This window comes from Acinetobacter sp. BIGb0196 (assembly GCF_011759595.1).
Lineage (GTDB): Bacteria > Pseudomonadota > Gammaproteobacteria > Pseudomonadales > Moraxellaceae > Acinetobacter > Acinetobacter guillouiae.
Map to the genome: position 1 here is coordinate 1,784,359 of NZ_JAAOZA010000001.1, position 16,001 is coordinate 1,800,359.

The 16,001-nt window shown below is 36.5% G+C and carries 12 protein-coding genes and 2 pseudogenes; 9 read left to right on the forward strand and 5 right to left on the reverse strand.

Annotated features, from left to right (window positions below; genetic code table 11):
* Nucleotides 1-310 precede the first annotated feature (310 nt).
* The 6 genes and pseudogenes from FHR28_RS08095 (at nucleotide 311) to FHR28_RS08115 (ending at nucleotide 6,090) form a co-directional block, all read left to right on the forward strand.
* Complete coding sequence (locus FHR28_RS08095; RefSeq protein WP_004719622.1) at nucleotides 311-2,473, forward strand: malate synthase G; 2,163 nt, start codon at nucleotides 311-313, stop codon at nucleotides 2,471-2,473.
* A gap of 190 nt (nucleotides 2,474-2,663) precedes the next feature.
* Entirely contained in the window at nucleotides 2,664-3,284 is a 621-nt protein-coding gene (locus FHR28_RS08100; RefSeq protein ID WP_004719624.1) for a 2OG-Fe(II) oxygenase, read from the forward strand.
* Nucleotides 3,285-3,561: 277 nt separating this feature from the next.
* A pseudogene (locus tag FHR28_RS21765) lies at nucleotides 3,562-4,170 on the forward strand (transposase family protein); the annotation flags it as partial.
* A gap of 51 nt (nucleotides 4,171-4,221) precedes the next feature.
* Nucleotides 4,222-4,497: pseudogene (locus tag FHR28_RS22130) on the forward strand (hypothetical protein); the annotation flags it as partial.
* A gap of 423 nt (nucleotides 4,498-4,920) precedes the next feature.
* A complete protein-coding gene (locus tag FHR28_RS22135) occupies nucleotides 4,921-5,109 on the forward strand; it encodes a hypothetical protein (RefSeq protein ID WP_416377027.1) in 189 nt (62 codons plus the stop codon).
* 309 nt (nucleotides 5,110-5,418) lie between these two features.
* Nucleotides 5,419-6,090 (forward strand): SOS response-associated peptidase, encoded by a 672-nt coding sequence (locus FHR28_RS08115; RefSeq protein WP_166782330.1) that lies wholly within the window; start codon nucleotides 5,419-5,421, stop codon nucleotides 6,088-6,090.
* A gap of 3 nt (nucleotides 6,091-6,093) precedes the next feature.
* On the opposite strand, the gene FHR28_RS08120 is transcribed toward FHR28_RS08115, so the two are convergent.
* Nucleotides 6,094-6,558 carry a MarR family winged helix-turn-helix transcriptional regulator gene (locus tag FHR28_RS08120; RefSeq protein ID WP_004719627.1) on the reverse strand — a complete coding sequence of 155 codons (465 nt, stop codon included), beginning with the start codon at nucleotides 6,556-6,558 and terminating at the stop codon, nucleotides 6,094-6,096.
* A gap of 962 nt (nucleotides 6,559-7,520) precedes the next feature.
* Between FHR28_RS08120 and FHR28_RS08125 the strand changes: the two genes are divergently transcribed.
* The gene (locus FHR28_RS08125) at nucleotides 7,521-9,062 is read left to right on the forward strand and encodes a TerC family protein (protein WP_004719629.1); all 1,542 of its coding nucleotides are present in this window, start codon (nucleotides 7,521-7,523) and stop codon (nucleotides 9,060-9,062) included.
* 128 nt (nucleotides 9,063-9,190) lie between these two features.
* Here FHR28_RS08125 and FHR28_RS08130 read toward each other — a convergent pair whose 3' ends face one another.
* Nucleotides 9,191-10,048, reverse strand: coding sequence for an alpha/beta fold hydrolase (locus FHR28_RS08130; RefSeq protein WP_166782331.1), 858 nt, complete (start codon nucleotides 10,046-10,048; stop codon nucleotides 9,191-9,193).
* A gap of 126 nt (nucleotides 10,049-10,174) precedes the next feature.
* Here FHR28_RS08130 and FHR28_RS08135 point away from each other — a divergent pair, with 126 nt between their 5' ends.
* Nucleotides 10,175-10,633, forward strand: a complete 459-nt coding sequence (locus FHR28_RS08135) for a hypothetical protein (RefSeq protein ID WP_166782332.1) — start codon at nucleotides 10,175-10,177, stop codon at nucleotides 10,631-10,633.
* 53 nt (nucleotides 10,634-10,686) lie between these two features.
* Here FHR28_RS08135 and FHR28_RS08140 read toward each other — a convergent pair whose 3' ends face one another.
* Both FHR28_RS08140 and brnQ read right to left on the reverse strand, forming a co-directional pair.
* On the reverse strand, nucleotides 10,687-10,923 hold the full coding sequence (locus FHR28_RS08140) for a hypothetical protein (RefSeq protein WP_004719635.1): 237 nt from the start codon (nucleotides 10,921-10,923) through the stop codon (nucleotides 10,687-10,689).
* A gap of 647 nt (nucleotides 10,924-11,570) precedes the next feature.
* Nucleotides 11,571-12,863: a branched-chain amino acid transport system II carrier protein gene (gene brnQ / locus FHR28_RS08145; RefSeq protein WP_004719637.1), complete on the reverse strand. Its 1,293-nt coding sequence runs from the start codon at nucleotides 12,861-12,863 to the stop codon at nucleotides 11,571-11,573.
* Between the two features lie 335 nt (nucleotides 12,864-13,198).
* On the opposite strand from brnQ, the gene map reads away from it, so the two are divergent.
* Nucleotides 13,199-13,993, forward strand: coding sequence for a type I methionyl aminopeptidase (gene map / locus FHR28_RS08150; protein ID WP_056511782.1), 795 nt, complete (start codon nucleotides 13,199-13,201; stop codon nucleotides 13,991-13,993).
* Nucleotides 13,994-14,342: 349 nt separating this feature from the next.
* Here map and FHR28_RS08155 read toward each other — a convergent pair whose 3' ends face one another.
* Nucleotides 14,343-15,515 (reverse strand): benzoate/H(+) symporter BenE family transporter, encoded by a 1,173-nt coding sequence (locus FHR28_RS08155; RefSeq protein ID WP_166782333.1) that lies wholly within the window; start codon nucleotides 15,513-15,515, stop codon nucleotides 14,343-14,345.
* Nucleotides 15,516-16,001: the final 486 nt, after the last annotated feature.

The following is a 16,001-nucleotide window of genomic DNA, read 5'->3' on the forward strand; positions in this document are numbered from 1 at the left end:
AGCGCTATTCATGGCTTAATCTTTGCTCAAGGAATAAAAGTGTATAAAAAAATGGGGAAATTAGGGTTGATTCAGCACTTTGGTCTAATTTAGACATTTTAAAAAATTTATACACTGTTAAAAAGCGATTTAAGTTGATGATTTAGTTGATGGTGTTGCTGTATTTTTGATCGTTATTTTTTAAGTTAATATAGCTATTTTTTTTAATTAAAATGATCACTATTTAGCAATGTGATAATACTATTCAGCATGGTTTAAATCGGTATACTAGAAACTCTTGTTATAAAAAGTAGCAATATCAGGAAAGACAATGACTGCACGTATTCAAAAAGGCAAGTTAGCGATTGCTAAAGAACTTTACGATTTCATCGAAAATGAAGCACTACCAGGTTCTGGTTTAGATAGTGAAACATACTGGAAAAACTTTGAGCAAGTTGTTGTCGATCTTAGCCCTAAGAATAAGGCGCTTTTAGCGAAGCGTGACGAGATTCAGGCTAAAATTGATGAATGGCACCGCAACAATAAATTTGAACTTCAAGCTTATAAAGCTTTCCTTAAAGAAATTGGCTACTTATTACCAGAAGTAGAAGATTTTCAAATCAGTACAGAAAATGTAGATGAAGAAATCGCATTATTGGCTGGTTCGCAATTGGTGGTACCTGTGCGTAATGCACGTTATTGCTTAAATGCGGCAAATGCACGTTGGGGTTCTTTATACGATGCGCTTTACGGTTTTGACGTGATCTCTGAAGAAGGTGGCGCGGAAAAAGGTAAAGGCTATAACCCAGTTCGTGGCGATAAAGTTATCGCATTTGCTAAGAATTTCTTAAATGAAACATTCCCATTGGCAAATGGTTCACATGCAGATGCAACAAAATATGCTGTTGAAGGCAAAAAACTTGTTGTAACCCTTAAAGACGGTTCAACCTCGACTTTGGCGAAAGAATCACAATTTGTCGGTTTTAATGGCGACGAATCTGCACCCGTTGAAATTGTACTTTTAAATAACGGCTTACATGTTGTTATTGAAATTGATGCAAATAGCCCAGTGGGTAAAACTGATGCGGCTGGTGTTAAAGATCTTGTTTTAGAAGCGGCTGTTACTACGATTCAAGATTTAGAAGATTCGATTGCTGCTGTAGATGCAGAAGAGAAAGTAGAAGGCTACCGTAACTGGTTAGGTCTAATGAAAGGTACGCTTGAAGAATCAATTGAGAAGAACGGTAAAACCGTGACGCGTACATTGAATAAAGATCGTACACATAAGAATTTGATCGGTGGTGAAACAACACTTCATGGTCGTTCATTGATGCTTCTTCGTAACGTTGGTCATTTAATGACGAACCCTGCGATCCTTGTAGATGGTGCTGAAATCTACGAAGGTATTATGGATGCTTTAATTACACCATTATTGACTTTCGCAGACATCAAAGGTCAAAACGAAAACAAAAACTCGCGCAAAGGGTCAATGTATATCGTTAAACCAAAAATGCATGGTCCAGAAGAAGTTGCATTCGCTGTTGAATTGTTTGAACGTTCTGAACAAGCACTGGGCTTACCAGCGAAAACTTTGAAAATCGGGATTATGGATGAAGAACGCCGTACATCTGTAAACTTGAAAAACTGTATTGCACAAGCGAAAGACCGTACTATTTTCATCAATACTGGTTTCATGGACCGTACAGGTGATGAAATTCATACCTTTATGGAAGCAGGTCCTTTCGTTCGTAAAGGCGAAGTGAAAAGCCAAATTTGGTTCCCAGCTTATGAAAACCGTAATGTGATGGTAGGTCTACAAGCAGGTTTACGTGGTAAAGCACAGATTGGTAAAGGTATGTGGCCTAAACCTGACATGCTTTTAGACATGTATAAAACCAAAATTGAACATCCTGAAGCGGGTGCGAGCTGTGCATGGGTTCCTTCACCATCAGGTGCTGTGATTCACGCGATTCATTATCATCAATGTAATGTTTCAGCACGCCAACAAGAGTTATTGAAAACTGAAGCGCTTCCGTTAGATGACTTGTTGACACCGCCTTTAGCGACAGATACAAACTGGACTGAAGAAGAGAAGACCAAAGAGCTTGAAAATAACCTTCAAGGTATCTTGGGTTATGTTGTTCGTTGGGTTGATTTAGGTGTGGGTTGTTCTAAAGTGCCAGACATTAACAATGTCGGTTTAATGGAAGACCGTGCAACGTTACGTATTTCTTCTCAACACGTTGCGAACTGGTTGCGTCATGGTATTGTGACTAAAGCGCAAGTTGAAGAAGTTATGCAGCGTATGGCGAAGATTGTTGATGAGCAAAATGCCAACGATCCTGAATATAGCAACATGGCGCCTGGTTTTGACGGTTATGCATATAAAGCTGCTTATGATTTAGTATTCAAAGGTGGTGAACAGCCGTCTGGTTATACTGAGCCATTATTGCATGCGTATCGCTTAAAGTTAAAAGGCTATACAGGCGATTAATTTTATCGTCTAATTTATCCTATTAGCTTATCAATAAAGCCTCTTCGGAGGCTTTATTCTTTTTATGGTTTATTTTAAATGTTGCTTTGCTTTCATATATAAAATTTGTAGACCCGACTTTGAGTTTTAAGCCAATAATATAAAATCTCTGATACAATTTAAGGGAATTAATCATTAAGCTGAATTATAAATGACATCAATTCTGAAATTAGATGCGCTGAAAAATGCTGAAGTTGCAAGTACGCCTTATCCGTATTTTGTGGTTGAAAATGCTTTGGCTGACAGTGAAGTCCAGGCAGTAATCCAAGACTTTCCTAAAATTGAACAGGGCGGAAGCTTTAACATCGAAGATGTAGAAATTAAGCCTAATTTTGATCGCTTTCTAAAATCATTGGATACACCAGAATTTCGTCAAATTTTAACAGATAAATTTGATGTCAATGTGATGGAACATCCGATGATGATTACTTTACGTGGTTATTCTCGTCAAAAAGATGGACGGATTCACAGTGATTCAAAAAGCAAATTGTTGACGGTTTTGATCTATTTAAATGAATCTTGGGATGCGCCGAATGGACGTTTACGCATTCTCAACGATGATAAAGACATCAATAACTATGTCACTGAAATTAATGCAGGTCCGGGCTCACTGGTTGCATTTAAAGTAACTGACAATGGTTGGCATGGCTATATTCCTTATGAAGGGCAACGCCAATCTATTCAAATTAACTTTTTGACCAGCGAAAAAGCCAATGCAAAACATAAGTTTTTCCATGGTTTAAGTGCCAAAGTGAAAAAGATTTTTGGATAAAAGTTAAGTGAAGGGGGTAAACTTCGGTTTATCCTCAATTGAAATCGCGTGCTGTCTCAAGTTTTTATCAATGTCTAATATTCTTATCAATGGATAGCGCGATAAAGAGATTCAATAATTATAAATCGATAGAGCTTGCCAAAATAAGCTTTAGGATGATTTTTAAAAGTGGTTAAGCTTTATCAACCATGAAACTTTTAGCATTACATAGAAATTAAGTCTATGAAAATCAAGTATGCAATGCCACGCTTTACATTAGACCTCTTGTGAAAGTAATGTTCCAAGGGAATTATTTACTGAGATGGTGGGTGTGCTCATTGGTTCAAAAACTCAAAAGAAGAAATCAGGTCGTCCCCATACTTTAAGTATAGAAAATCAATTATTGTTAATGCTCAATTACTTACGAAACTACAATACGCAGTTGGAATTATCTGCAACTTATGCAATTGCTGAAAGTAATGTCAACCTAACCATTCAAAAGATTGAAAATGCCTTAATGCGTTCTAGGTAGTTTACTCTCCCCAAGAAGCAAACTAGAGTTGAAGATGAATAGTTCAACTGGCTGATCATTGATGTGACAGAAAGCCCGTTTGAACGTCCACAAAAAAACAAAGAAGATTTTATAGTGGGAAGAAGAAAAGACACACCTTAAAGACCCAAGCGATTAATGGCTGATTTGGGTTATTATGGATTGCTGTTGACGCCGATAAAGAAAAAGAAAGGTTTAGCGCTATTAACTGAAGAAAAGCAGTTTAATCATCAAATCAGCCGATATCGAGTTGTCATTGGGCATATCGATAGCCAATTAAAGAGATTTAAAATTTTATCTAAACGGTATCACAATAGACGTAAAAGATTTGGGTTAAGAATGAATTTGATTGCTGCTTTCAAGGATAGTAACGTTGGAGACAATAATATGTCACATACCTGTTTTGCTGCGGGCACTTTGGTACATACTGAGCAAGGGCTTATAGCTATTGAACAACTTAAGATTGGAGATAAAGTTTTATCTAAAGCTGCTGATGGTAGTGGTGAGCTGGTTTATAAAAGAATTCGTAAAACAATGACTACAGATAATGTTCCAATATTCCTAATGGAGTTTGAGCCTTATGTCAATCCAACACTTCCAATGAGTGACCGAATCAATTTAAGGCGCGCGTTAAAAAAGCAAATGAAACCAGAACCATTGTTTGTTACAGCCAATCATCCATTCTGGACAACAAATCATGGCTGGTTAAAAGCAGAACAATTAACCACTCAAGACCCTATGATGACTAGAGAGGGACAAAAGTTTGTTAGTCGAAGAGGTGGAGGATTCGACGCTAAATACAAAGGTATTGTTCCCATATTAAAAACGGATCGAGAAAAACTTGGCTATGTTGTTAATTATGGAGATGATACGGGACAAATTCCTGGATATTTTGTTGATTTACAAACTAAACAAGAAGAAGGGATTTCCAGTCAATATAGACCAATAATTGATAAGCTTTGGATAAATGATCATGAATGGAAACAACGTTTGATTGATCAGACTCCAGAAGAGTATCGAGAAGATGTTGAATTTTATGGATTTAGACAGGGTCATTGGCGCGACCCAGATACTATAGAATGGAGTGAAGGTGAAGGCCATCTCACCATGACGGTTTATAATATTCAGGTTGAGGACACTCATACTTACTTTGTCGGTGATGCGGGAATTTGGGTGCACAACTGTGGAAGAGAGGAAACATTCTCTAAAAGTCTAACTGTTGAAAACTTTCAGAAATTGTTACCTGCCGCAATGAAATATTGGATAAATGATAGCTTTAGAATTGATGAAACTTAATAAAATCAACATTGACACCTGATCATTTTTTGATTTTTGGAAGAGGTCTATTTAAAGTTTAATTTGCTTTGCGTAGGCGATGCCTCACTTTTCGTAGGGAGATGCCAAACCTTGCGCTGCAAACAAATCAGTGCTTTGTTTTTGCTCATGTTGGGCGAGGGGTACGTCCTGTACCCCCGTCCAACAGCGACATCCATGTCGCTTACGATAGAAAGACCATCTATGTTTCATTAATATTTAAAAGTATGTCAGTATTGAATGCTCATTTTTGATTAACCAAAGAAATCTAATAGTTAAAATCTTATTATTATGTGTGCTAATTTTAAACCGATCAGCTTAATACAAGTTCAGCAGCTTGGCTTACCCGCGATACCTTTCTCGTATGAAGATGAAATATTTCCAAGCTTTCAAACGCCGTTGTTATTTAAATCTAATCAAGGGATTGAATGGCGTTTAGTCAACTTTGGTTTAGTGCCAAAATGGGCTGAGGATAAAGAAGCAGCAAAACATACTTATAATGCAAGAAATGAAACGCTGATGGAAAAGCGCAGTTTTGTAGAGGCTTTTAGCAAGTGCCAATTTGGCGTGATCCCCGTGACAGAGTTCTATGAATCCAAATACATCAATGGCCGACCACAGCGTTGGGGGGTAAGGCGTAAAGATGGCCAAGCTTTTTATATTGCGGCATTGTATGAGATTACCCGATTAAAAACCGGTGAAGTTGTTCGTTCAGCTACCATGATCAGTATGGACGCCCACACCCATCCGATGATGAGTGAATTCCATGAACCTCGAACAGATAAGCGTTCGGTGGTAGTCATTCCACATCATCGACTTGATGAGTGGTTGGGCTTACAACAGTCCAATATTTCGAGTTTTATTGAGGGTTTCCCTGTGGCGGAGTTTGAGTGTTTTTATTGCCCCAAAATATCAAATAACAAAAACTCGCCACAGTTGAACATCTTTGATGAAGAATCTTAAGGATTAATGTGCAAGATTCTTAAAGATGATTTTTAAATTTTCCATGGTTTTTTCAATTTGTAGTGGTGTTAAGCCGTCAAATGACTGTTCAAGTACAACACTCATTAAATCATTAATTTTTAGCGTCATTTGTTGACCAGCTTCTGTTAAATGTACTCGTGTAATACGTGCATCATGTTCACAAGAGTAGGTATCCACAAAGCCTTCCTCTTTTAAGCGATAAACAATTTTAGTCGTCGTCGACATTTTTGAAACGATCATTTCCGAAAGCTCAGAAACACTTGCATCTGGTTTCGCTTCTAAAGCAACTAATAATCGTCGTCTAGAGTTGTCTACCCCATACTTTTTAAGTACGTGATCTAAATTTAAAACATACTGAGAATGAACTTGGCTGATCCAATAGTATGGGAAATTTTCGATATTAAAATTTTCAGCTGCAGGTAAAAATTTTGCATATTTTTTAGTCATTTAGAGGTCCCTGTTTTTTGTAATTATTGCCATATATTAAGCGGTAATCATATTTTACTTTGAATACTTGAATCAATATGTGATAGATCACTTAATGAAAAAAACAAGTAAAATCGACGAAATGTAAATTTTGCTTGAACCAAACTTAAGTTAAAGTATTCAGTAAAGGCATTGTATAACTGTCTTAAATTAGATAAAAAGTAGTAATACCTTGCGTAAATTTAGTCGCTTCTTCATGCAATTTAGAATGAACAGAGTTCATTCTCTAGTTGTTAGTGTGGAATCGAAAGTTTCAAAACAACCGCAAAGGTTGATTTTATTGAAAGTCATTGAATGTCCCTGTGTCATAGTGGCTCCTCCTACGTATATTTCAGCTTGCTTAAGTATGAAAATTACCAAGAAGATGTTGTTAAAAGCAAGCTTATTAGTTAAAAAAATTAACATCTGATGTTATTTTAACTGAAAAATAAGAAAAATCAACTTGGCTTTACTGTTAATAATTAGGTTTGATTACGTCATAATGGGAATAAATCTAAGTATTTCCTCCCTAAATGCCCATATATCCGATTGAAAATCATTAATTAAATTAAAGCGATTTATACCGTTAGAAGGTAAATAGCATTTAATAACTATAGTTATACACAATTTATATTGAAAAAAGCTAATGACATTTTTGTTAGATTGAGTGAAAAATAATTTGAATAAGATGAATCGGCATCTGTAAAGCATCGAATTGATCATGCGAGGCAGGGATTACTTACAATTCACCCGTATCGCGAGGTTATTCATAAGAAAAATCTTAAATAAATGTAAAATTTTTGTGAAAATTAATTACAACTGCAAGATATTGTGCATAATTAATCTAATTTAGTTGAAAAGGTTTCATTCATGGATCCGTCGTCGTGTAGGTCAAATTTATTTTTCTTCTTATATATTGATAATAATAAGCAGGAGCTCTAATAATGGAATTTTTATTAGACCCTGGAATTTGGGTTGGTCTTTTAACCCTAATTGTTTTAGAAATTGTACTGGGTATTGATAACCTGGTCTTTATCGCCATTCTTGCAGATAAACTTCCTCCTGAACAACGAGACAAAGCACGTATTATTGGCTTATCTTTAGCCTTAATTATGCGTTTAGGCTTGCTGTCTATTATTTCGTGGCTGGTTACATTAACCAAGCCTTTAATCGCTTTTGGCGGGTTGTCTTTCTCAGGTCGAGACTTAATTTTATTATTCGGTGGACTGTTCCTCGTCTATAAAGCCGTCACTGAACTACATGAAAAAATGGAAGGCAAACCTGAGGTTAAAAGTTCAGGTGCAGTTGTTTATGCAAGCTTCTGGGCAGTTGTGGCGCAAATCATCGTTTTAGACGCAGTATTCTCTCTTGATTCGGTGATTACCGCGATTGGTATGGTCGACAATATCTATGTGATGATGGCCGCTGTAACGATTGCTGTGGTTGTGATGTTGATTGCGTCTAAGCCGTTAACCGCTTTTGTCAATAAGCATCCGACAGTCGTGATTCTATGTTTAAGTTTCTTATTATTGATTGGTGTGAGTTTAATCGCTGAAGGTTTTGGTTTCCATATTCCGAAAGGCTATATTTACTCGGGTATTGGTGTGGCAATTTTAATTGAAGCCTTTAACCAATTTTCCAGCCGTAATGTTGAAAAGCATCAGTCGAAAACGCCGTTGCGTCATCGTACCGCAGACTCAATCTTAAAATTGATGGGAAGTAAGCTGGATGCAGATTTATTACAAAGCCCTGAAGCTTTAGCTGCTCAAAAAGCCTTTGGTGATGAAGAACGCTATATGGTTGGTGGTGTATTGACACTTGCTGAACGTTCAGTTGCCTCAATTATGACGCCAAGAAATCAAATTTCGTGGATCAATCTTGAAGATGATGCGGAAAGTATTCGTCAGCAAATCTTGGCTGTACCACATAGTTTATTCCCGGTATGTCGCGGACAATTGGATAAAGTGGTTACGGTTGTACGTGCTAAAGAGTTAATTGATGTACTGGATGAACCAGAGCAATTACAAGCCTTGCTTAAACGTAGTCGTCCGATTTTTATTTTTGAAAAAATGAAAGTGATTGATGCTATTCATACTTTAAGAACGTCTAAGGGCTCTTTGGTCTTGGTGAGTAACGAATTTGGTAATATCCAAGGTTTGATTTCTCCGTTGGATGTGTTTGAAGCAATTGCGGGTGAATTTCCAGATGCAGATGAACAGTTAGAGTTGATCAAACTGAATGATACAACGTGGAAAGCATCAGGTATGCTTGACTTGTATCAGCTTGAGCTGGAACTTGGCATGTTGGATCTAGTTCAAGAAGACTCAGGTTACTTTAGCGTAGCAGGTTTGATTTTAGACAAGACTCAAGGCGAAGCAAAAGTAGGCACTCAGATTGAACAAGAGGGCATTTGGTTTGAAGTCATCGAAATGGATGAAAATCGGATCAAGACGGTAAAAATTACCCGTCCAGAGCAATTTTCGTAACTGTTTTACGATTAAATCGCAAGCAGATATAAAAAAACTAAGAAAAAATGCCTCATTAATGAGGCATTTTTTTTAAATAAAAAGAGCACTTAGATAGGATTACTTATCTAAGTACTTAAAACTAAAAATTAATTTAAAATATTTTGTGCCATTGTTGGCCATAAATTTTGATGTGACTTCTTAAACATTAACATATGACCAATGGCTTTATGGCCTGTATCTTTCGGTTTAAGCTCTATCATTTCTGTGGTGGCTTTTGGATACAAGCGAAGTAAGTCTTTGACATTGGCTTCTGTAGCGATCTCATCATCCGATGACCAATACACCGTAATTGGGCATTGAATTTCGTTGTGATAGTCCTCGAAAATCGTTTTACCTATAGCGTTCATCACATAACCGGGTTTACTGCAAAATTCAGCCCATTGTTTTGCAACATTTTTGGGTAAATTTTCTCCCATGCCTAAAAACTTGGTTGCTCCATAGCCTTTGACTAAGCTCGAAACAGGGAAGATCATTTTAAACATGACAGGCGCCATACGTTTGGTTCGCCCTTTAAGTCCTTTTACATGTCCTGTAGAGCCTGAAATTGCAATCACTTGTGCCACTTTCTTGTAATTAGAAACAATGCCTAGTAATTGTCCCCCAGCACTATGACCTAAGAGTATGACTTGTTCTTTGCCTGTTTTATTCAGCAATGTTTCAATAGCAGCAGGAATATCCAGTTGTCCCCAGTCTTGGATACTTGCAATGGACTGACGAATAGGACCATGTAAGGACTCACCTATACCACGAAAATCGAAGACTAGTACATCTGAACCTTGTTGGGCAAGCCATTCTATAAAATGATGATAAAAACCTTTAGTAATACCTGTTGCAGGACAAACCAAAATAGGCAATTGATGGGTTGATTGTTTTGCCGGATAAAAACGTGCAGTTAAGCTATAGCTATCTGCACAAGTTATGGTTAAATTTTCAAATGTATTCATGACAATTCAATGGGTATGCTTTAATGATTACTTTACATAAGTTCTAAAAAGAAACTTGATGAAAGTATGACTTATGAGTCAAAGGTAATATAAATATTTTAAGCTGTTGGAATTAGGATGTTTTAAATGGATTTAGTGAGTTTAAGTTTGTCGGTAAAGTTAGCTTTAATATTTAGTGGGATTTATCTATGGGTGGGTATGCTAACAGGGGTTTGGAAATATTACCAAATTAGTCGATCAGAAATGGCTCGAGCTCATTATTATGTTGATATCGCACATCGCAGTAGCTTGCTTTATGCTCCAGCCACTTTGATTTTAGCGGTGATGGCCTATTATTCAAACTGGACAGAAACCACAAATTTAATATTTGTCTTGATTAATTTATTCTTTTTTAGCTTTTCAATTGCCAGTTATGTTTTGCATGGTTTTTTAAAAGATACGACAAATCAATTCAAAGAACCGCCCCAATTAGGAACAATGCACTTACCGAAAATATTGTTACGTATAGCAATGCTGTTATTGGTACTCGGGGAGATTGTTGCGACTGGAGGATTATTACTAGGAATGTTTAATACTTTGTTTTAATACTTAAATTTTTATGATTTTCTTATTTAAGATGGATGCATGGCATCCATCTTTTATTCTGTAATCTTCGCGAGTTTACGAGATTTATGGTCGACTACATCCCAAACATAGAAGGCAGCAGAAACGACTAATGCATAGGCAAAAAATTCAGGTTTTAAATTGCCTTGAATGAGTCCATGAATAAACAGAGTCACTAAAAGTGCAAGTGTTGTACTTAGATAGATGACCAGTTTTGTATTTGTCTTCAAAGAATTAATGAAGACTTGCTTATTGAAATGTATTGATAACATCCCCATTCCTCCTGTCTGCTCGACAAAAACCACATTGTTTTAGTCTGGATTGGTTTATTCAGTTGTACCATATCTAATTATTATTTCAAGAGCAAATACCTCTATTATTCAAAATAATTATGACATATTTATTACAAATGATGATTATTTTATAAAAAATGAAAATATGAGTGATTTTTTATATAAATGATGTAATTGTTGTGGAGTTAGTGTGAGACAGTTATCAGAATAAAATACAATAACTGAATAGGTCTTGGAAGTATTTTCGACTAAAGTTGATAAAAAATTATGCAATATTTATGCAAAAATCGAAAAAAATCACTATTTTTTTCAAAATAATTCGATATTGGCATGGAGAACGGTTCACTCATTCAAAAAAAGCAACAACGCGACTGAATTTATCTGTGTTCAATGAAAATTAAGTTTTAGTATTTTTTAGCCAAAAGTTTTTTATACATAGCGCAAAGCTTGATTCGATCTATTCAGGTGCATTGATCACATGTTTGAAGCACTAAGATGGATCAAAGAACGCTTTAAAAATTGTGTCGCAAACAATAACGGCCTGTGGGGTAAACATGACAATTATTGATCACTGTTAAAATAAGATTTGGGTAAAATCAAATTTTAAGGATGATAATTAAAAAGCTTTATTTTTTAACTTTATCAATTACGACACAGATGATTAACACGATCAATGATGGGATCACCCATGCAAGATTCTGTTCATTTAACGGTAAGTTTTGAATCATCAAAGGTAAGCTGTCTTTAAAGCTTGTGACTTTAATTCCTTCAATAAGACCAAATAAAAATGCAACGCCAGTAACAGGTGCGATAACCGTGGTTGGGTTATTGAATTTACCCCAAAAGAAGCTCAATAGAATGACCACAATTGCTGGTGGGTAAATTGCACTGAGTACGGGAACTGAAAAAGCAATCAGTTTGGTTAAACCTAGATTTGAAATCACCAATGAAAACAACACCAAAATAACCACTAAAACTTTATATGGAATTTTTGTCAGTTCAGAGAAGTATTCAGCACATGCGCAGGTTAAACCAATCGCAGTAACCATACATGCAATAAAAATCAAAGCTGTCAGGAATAAAGAGCCTAAGTCACCAAAAGCATGTTGAACATAAGCATGCAGGATCACTGCGCCATTTTCAGCATTTGGAGCAGCATCATGACTGCCTAAACCAAGTTTAAATAAGCTGAGATAAACCAGCGTTAAACCTACACCAGAAATCAAACTTGCAATAATGGCATATTTGGTTACGAGCTTTTTATCTGTGACACCACGAGAGTGGATAGCGTGGATAATCACAATACCGAAAACCAAAGCGCCTAAAGTGTCCATGGTTAAATAACCATTTACAAAACCTTCAGAAACAGGGCTGGTAGCGTAATTGTTGATCGCAGGAGAAATTGAACCAGTCGGGATCAGAAATGCTGCAATACCTAAAATTGCCAGTGCAATAATTTTTAGCGGCGCAAGAATATGACCCACTGTATCCAATAATTTATTTGGATAAAGAGAAACTAAAGTCACAAATGCAAAATAGATAACGCTATAAATGAATAATGCTGTACCACCATTTCCAAAGTATGAGGAAAAACCAATTTCATAAGAAACAGTTGCAGTACGAGGTGTAGCAAATAATGGCCCAACCGAGAGATAACACACTACAGTCAATATTAAACTTGCAACTTTACCTAAAGGCGAGCTTAAAATCGCAATAGAACCTTCAGTTTTAGAAAGTGCCATAATGGTAATAACAGGTAAGCCTACAGCTGTGACTAGAAAACCTAGCGCTGCGAGCCATACATGTTCACCGGCTTGTTGAGCAACAATGGGTGGAAAAATAATATTGCCTGCCCCAATAAATAAGGCAAAGGTCATAAAACCTAAAGCAATAATATCCTTTGTACGGAGATTAGTCATAAACTGTGGTTGAAAAAGCAAAACAGCGATTTTAGTAGAAATAGCTTATTTTTTGTATTTTATTTTATGGATAATATTCCCGTTTTTTATAAATTTTAACCAATTAGTCATATTGATTATATTTATGTGGATGATTCACAGTTAATTTTCAAAAATTGAAAAAATCAAAATTTTCAAAAAATATAGAATAGATAAAATCATCATATGGAAAGATTATACTTATTCTAAAATTTATGTGCTTGATTTTGCATTTTTATTGAATAAGATAGGCGGTAAATTGCCCTAAATGTATTGAAAAGGCATATAATATTTTTTCACTTTTGCGGACAGATCCAATGAAAGCTTCTACAGTCACCATTAAAACCGAACAAGACCTTGAAAAATTAAGAGTGTCGGGGCGTTTAGCTGCTCAAGTTTTAGCAATGATTGGTGAATATGTGGAGCCAGGGGTGACGACTGAGTATTTAGACGATATTTGCAATGATTTTATTGTCAATACGCTGAAAGTGATCCCTGCAAATATTGGATATTATGGTTATACCAAAACCACCTGTATTTCTCCAAATGAAGTGGTCTGTCACGGTATTCCATCAAAACATAAGGTTTTAAATGATGGCGATATCATCAATATCGATGTTGCGATTATCAAAGATGGTTATTTTGGTGATACCAGCCGTATGTACTATGTGGGTACAGTTAAACCTGAAGCGAAAAGACTGGTTGAAACGACTTATGAGGCAATGGTGGCTGGGATTCATATGGTCAAACCTGGTGCAACACTCGGGGATATTGGCCATGCGATCCAACAAGTTGGGCAACGTGAAGGTTATACGATCGTTCGTGAATATTGTGGTCATGGGATTGGTAAGATTTATCATGAGCAACCCAACGTATTACATTATGGTCAACCCGGACAGGGCTTAGTGCTTAAAAAGGGTATGGTTTTTACCATTGAACCAATGATTAATGCGGGGAAATCCAGTGTCAAAGAGCTGAAAGATGGCTGGACTGTGGTTACTGCGGATAAGTCATTGTCAGCACAATGGGAACATATGGTTGCTGTCACAGATACAGGATTTGAATTGCTTACACCTTGGCCTGAAGGCACTGGCAACTACCCTGAGATTTAATCTTTAGACTTTGGTCTAATGAATGAATTATGATCGGCGATTTATTGTTTTTTTATCTTTGAAAATGAGATTTTTCTCACTTTATTTGCTGGAAATGTGGTTCTTTTAGGGGATGTTTTCGGTTGAGAAATATCCAATAAGTGTTTTTAAGTATTGGCTTAAATATTAACCAATCGCTAAGATAGCTTCCAGATTCTCGCTGTAGTTTCTATTGTTGTTTCAAGCTTTCTAGCTTACCCATCCTAGGGTAAGCTTTTTTTTGTCTATCGCTTCTCGATTTGCTTTGATTCGACGATTGAAAATTTAAAATAAGATGAATGAGCCTCCATTCATCTTATTGATCAAAATGCTATTTTTTAAGTTTAAAGTTTAAAATAAACGAAACAGCGAAGCCAAATAGTAGTCCCCAAAAAGCGGAACCAATCCCAAAAAACTGAACACCTGATGCACTGAATAAGAAGGTGAGCAGTGCGGCTTCACGGTATTTGACTTCATGAAATGCAATCGCAATATTATGGCTAATCGTACCAAACAAGGCGATCCCCGCTAATGCCACAATAAAAAGATGTGGAAAAGACATCAATAGACTTGTCAATGTTGCCGCAAATAGCCCCATCAAAATATAAAAGAAACCACAGCTCATGCCAGCAATATAGCGCTTCGCAGGGTCTGGGTGAACTTGGTCATCCAGACTGACTGCAGCACTGATTGCAGCAATATTCACGGTATAACAGCCAAATGGTGCAAGCAAAGTCTGCGCTGTACCTGTCCAACCAATAAGTTGGTTAACATGGGGTTTATAGCCATAACTTTTAATCATCGCAATCCCTGGTAAATACTGAGATGCCATATTGATTACAAATAAAGGCAGTGCCAATCCGAGAATTGCAGACCATGTGAACTCAGGTGTCATCCATACTGGTTTTGCCAATCCCCACTGTAAGGTTGGAACATGAAACTCCATAAAAAATGGACAAATGATAATTCCTGCGATCACGGTAATCACAATACAATAACGAGCCCATAGCCGTTTAGTGACGATATAAACCGCCAAAAGGCTGAGAATAAATGCCCAGTCGTTTTGCATACTGGCAAATAGAGCAATACCAAACTTGAGTAATACACCTGCCAGCATGGCACTGGTCAAACTCTGAGGAATATACGAAATAATTTTTTCAAATATGCCTAAAAAGCCTAGTGTGGCGGTCAGTAAACCACTCACCAAGAAAGCACCAATGGCTTCATAGAGTGAGTAGCCGCTGGCAGTGGCAATGATGAGTGCAAGTGCAGCGGTTGACCATGAGGTAGCAACAGGATATTTGAATTTCCAAGAAAGAATTAATCCTGAAAGACCTATACCTAAACCGAGTGCCCAAAACCAAGAGGTAATTTGTTCAGGGTTTGCGCCAAGTAATTGAGCCGCTTGTATGACGAGTACAGCCGAAACACTGATACCAATTAAGAAGGTAATGAAACCTGCAAATATAGCAGGTATAGAGAAGTCTTGGAGTAACTTTTGCATGATCCCTTGCTTTTAAATTTGATTGAATGGTTGAAAATGCAACCATCATACATGGATCATTTTAAAGCTTATAGGGTTAATTGGAATTAAATAGCAAAAGGAAAAATAAAATTGAATAAATTCTCATTTTGGGAGAATTTGGCTTTTTTAATCTAGAACTGTTTTAGTTGAAAACAATGTATAGATAAGCTGTCAAAAAACGCTGACACAAGAATATAATTTCCCTTAATGAGTATTTATAATCAAATCAATTACATGGAAAAATAAATTATTTGATTATAAAACGCTTGCAATGCCACACCTTACATTCAAAGTTTAAATAGCTTTGCGTAGGCGATGCCTCACTTTTCAGAGATGAAAAGTGACAAAAAATCTTCTATTGAGCGAGGGGTACGTCCTGTACCCCCGCCCAACGGCGACATCCATGTCGCCCCACGATAGGATCACCATCTAGAATTAAAAACTAAAAAAATGAATTAATAACCA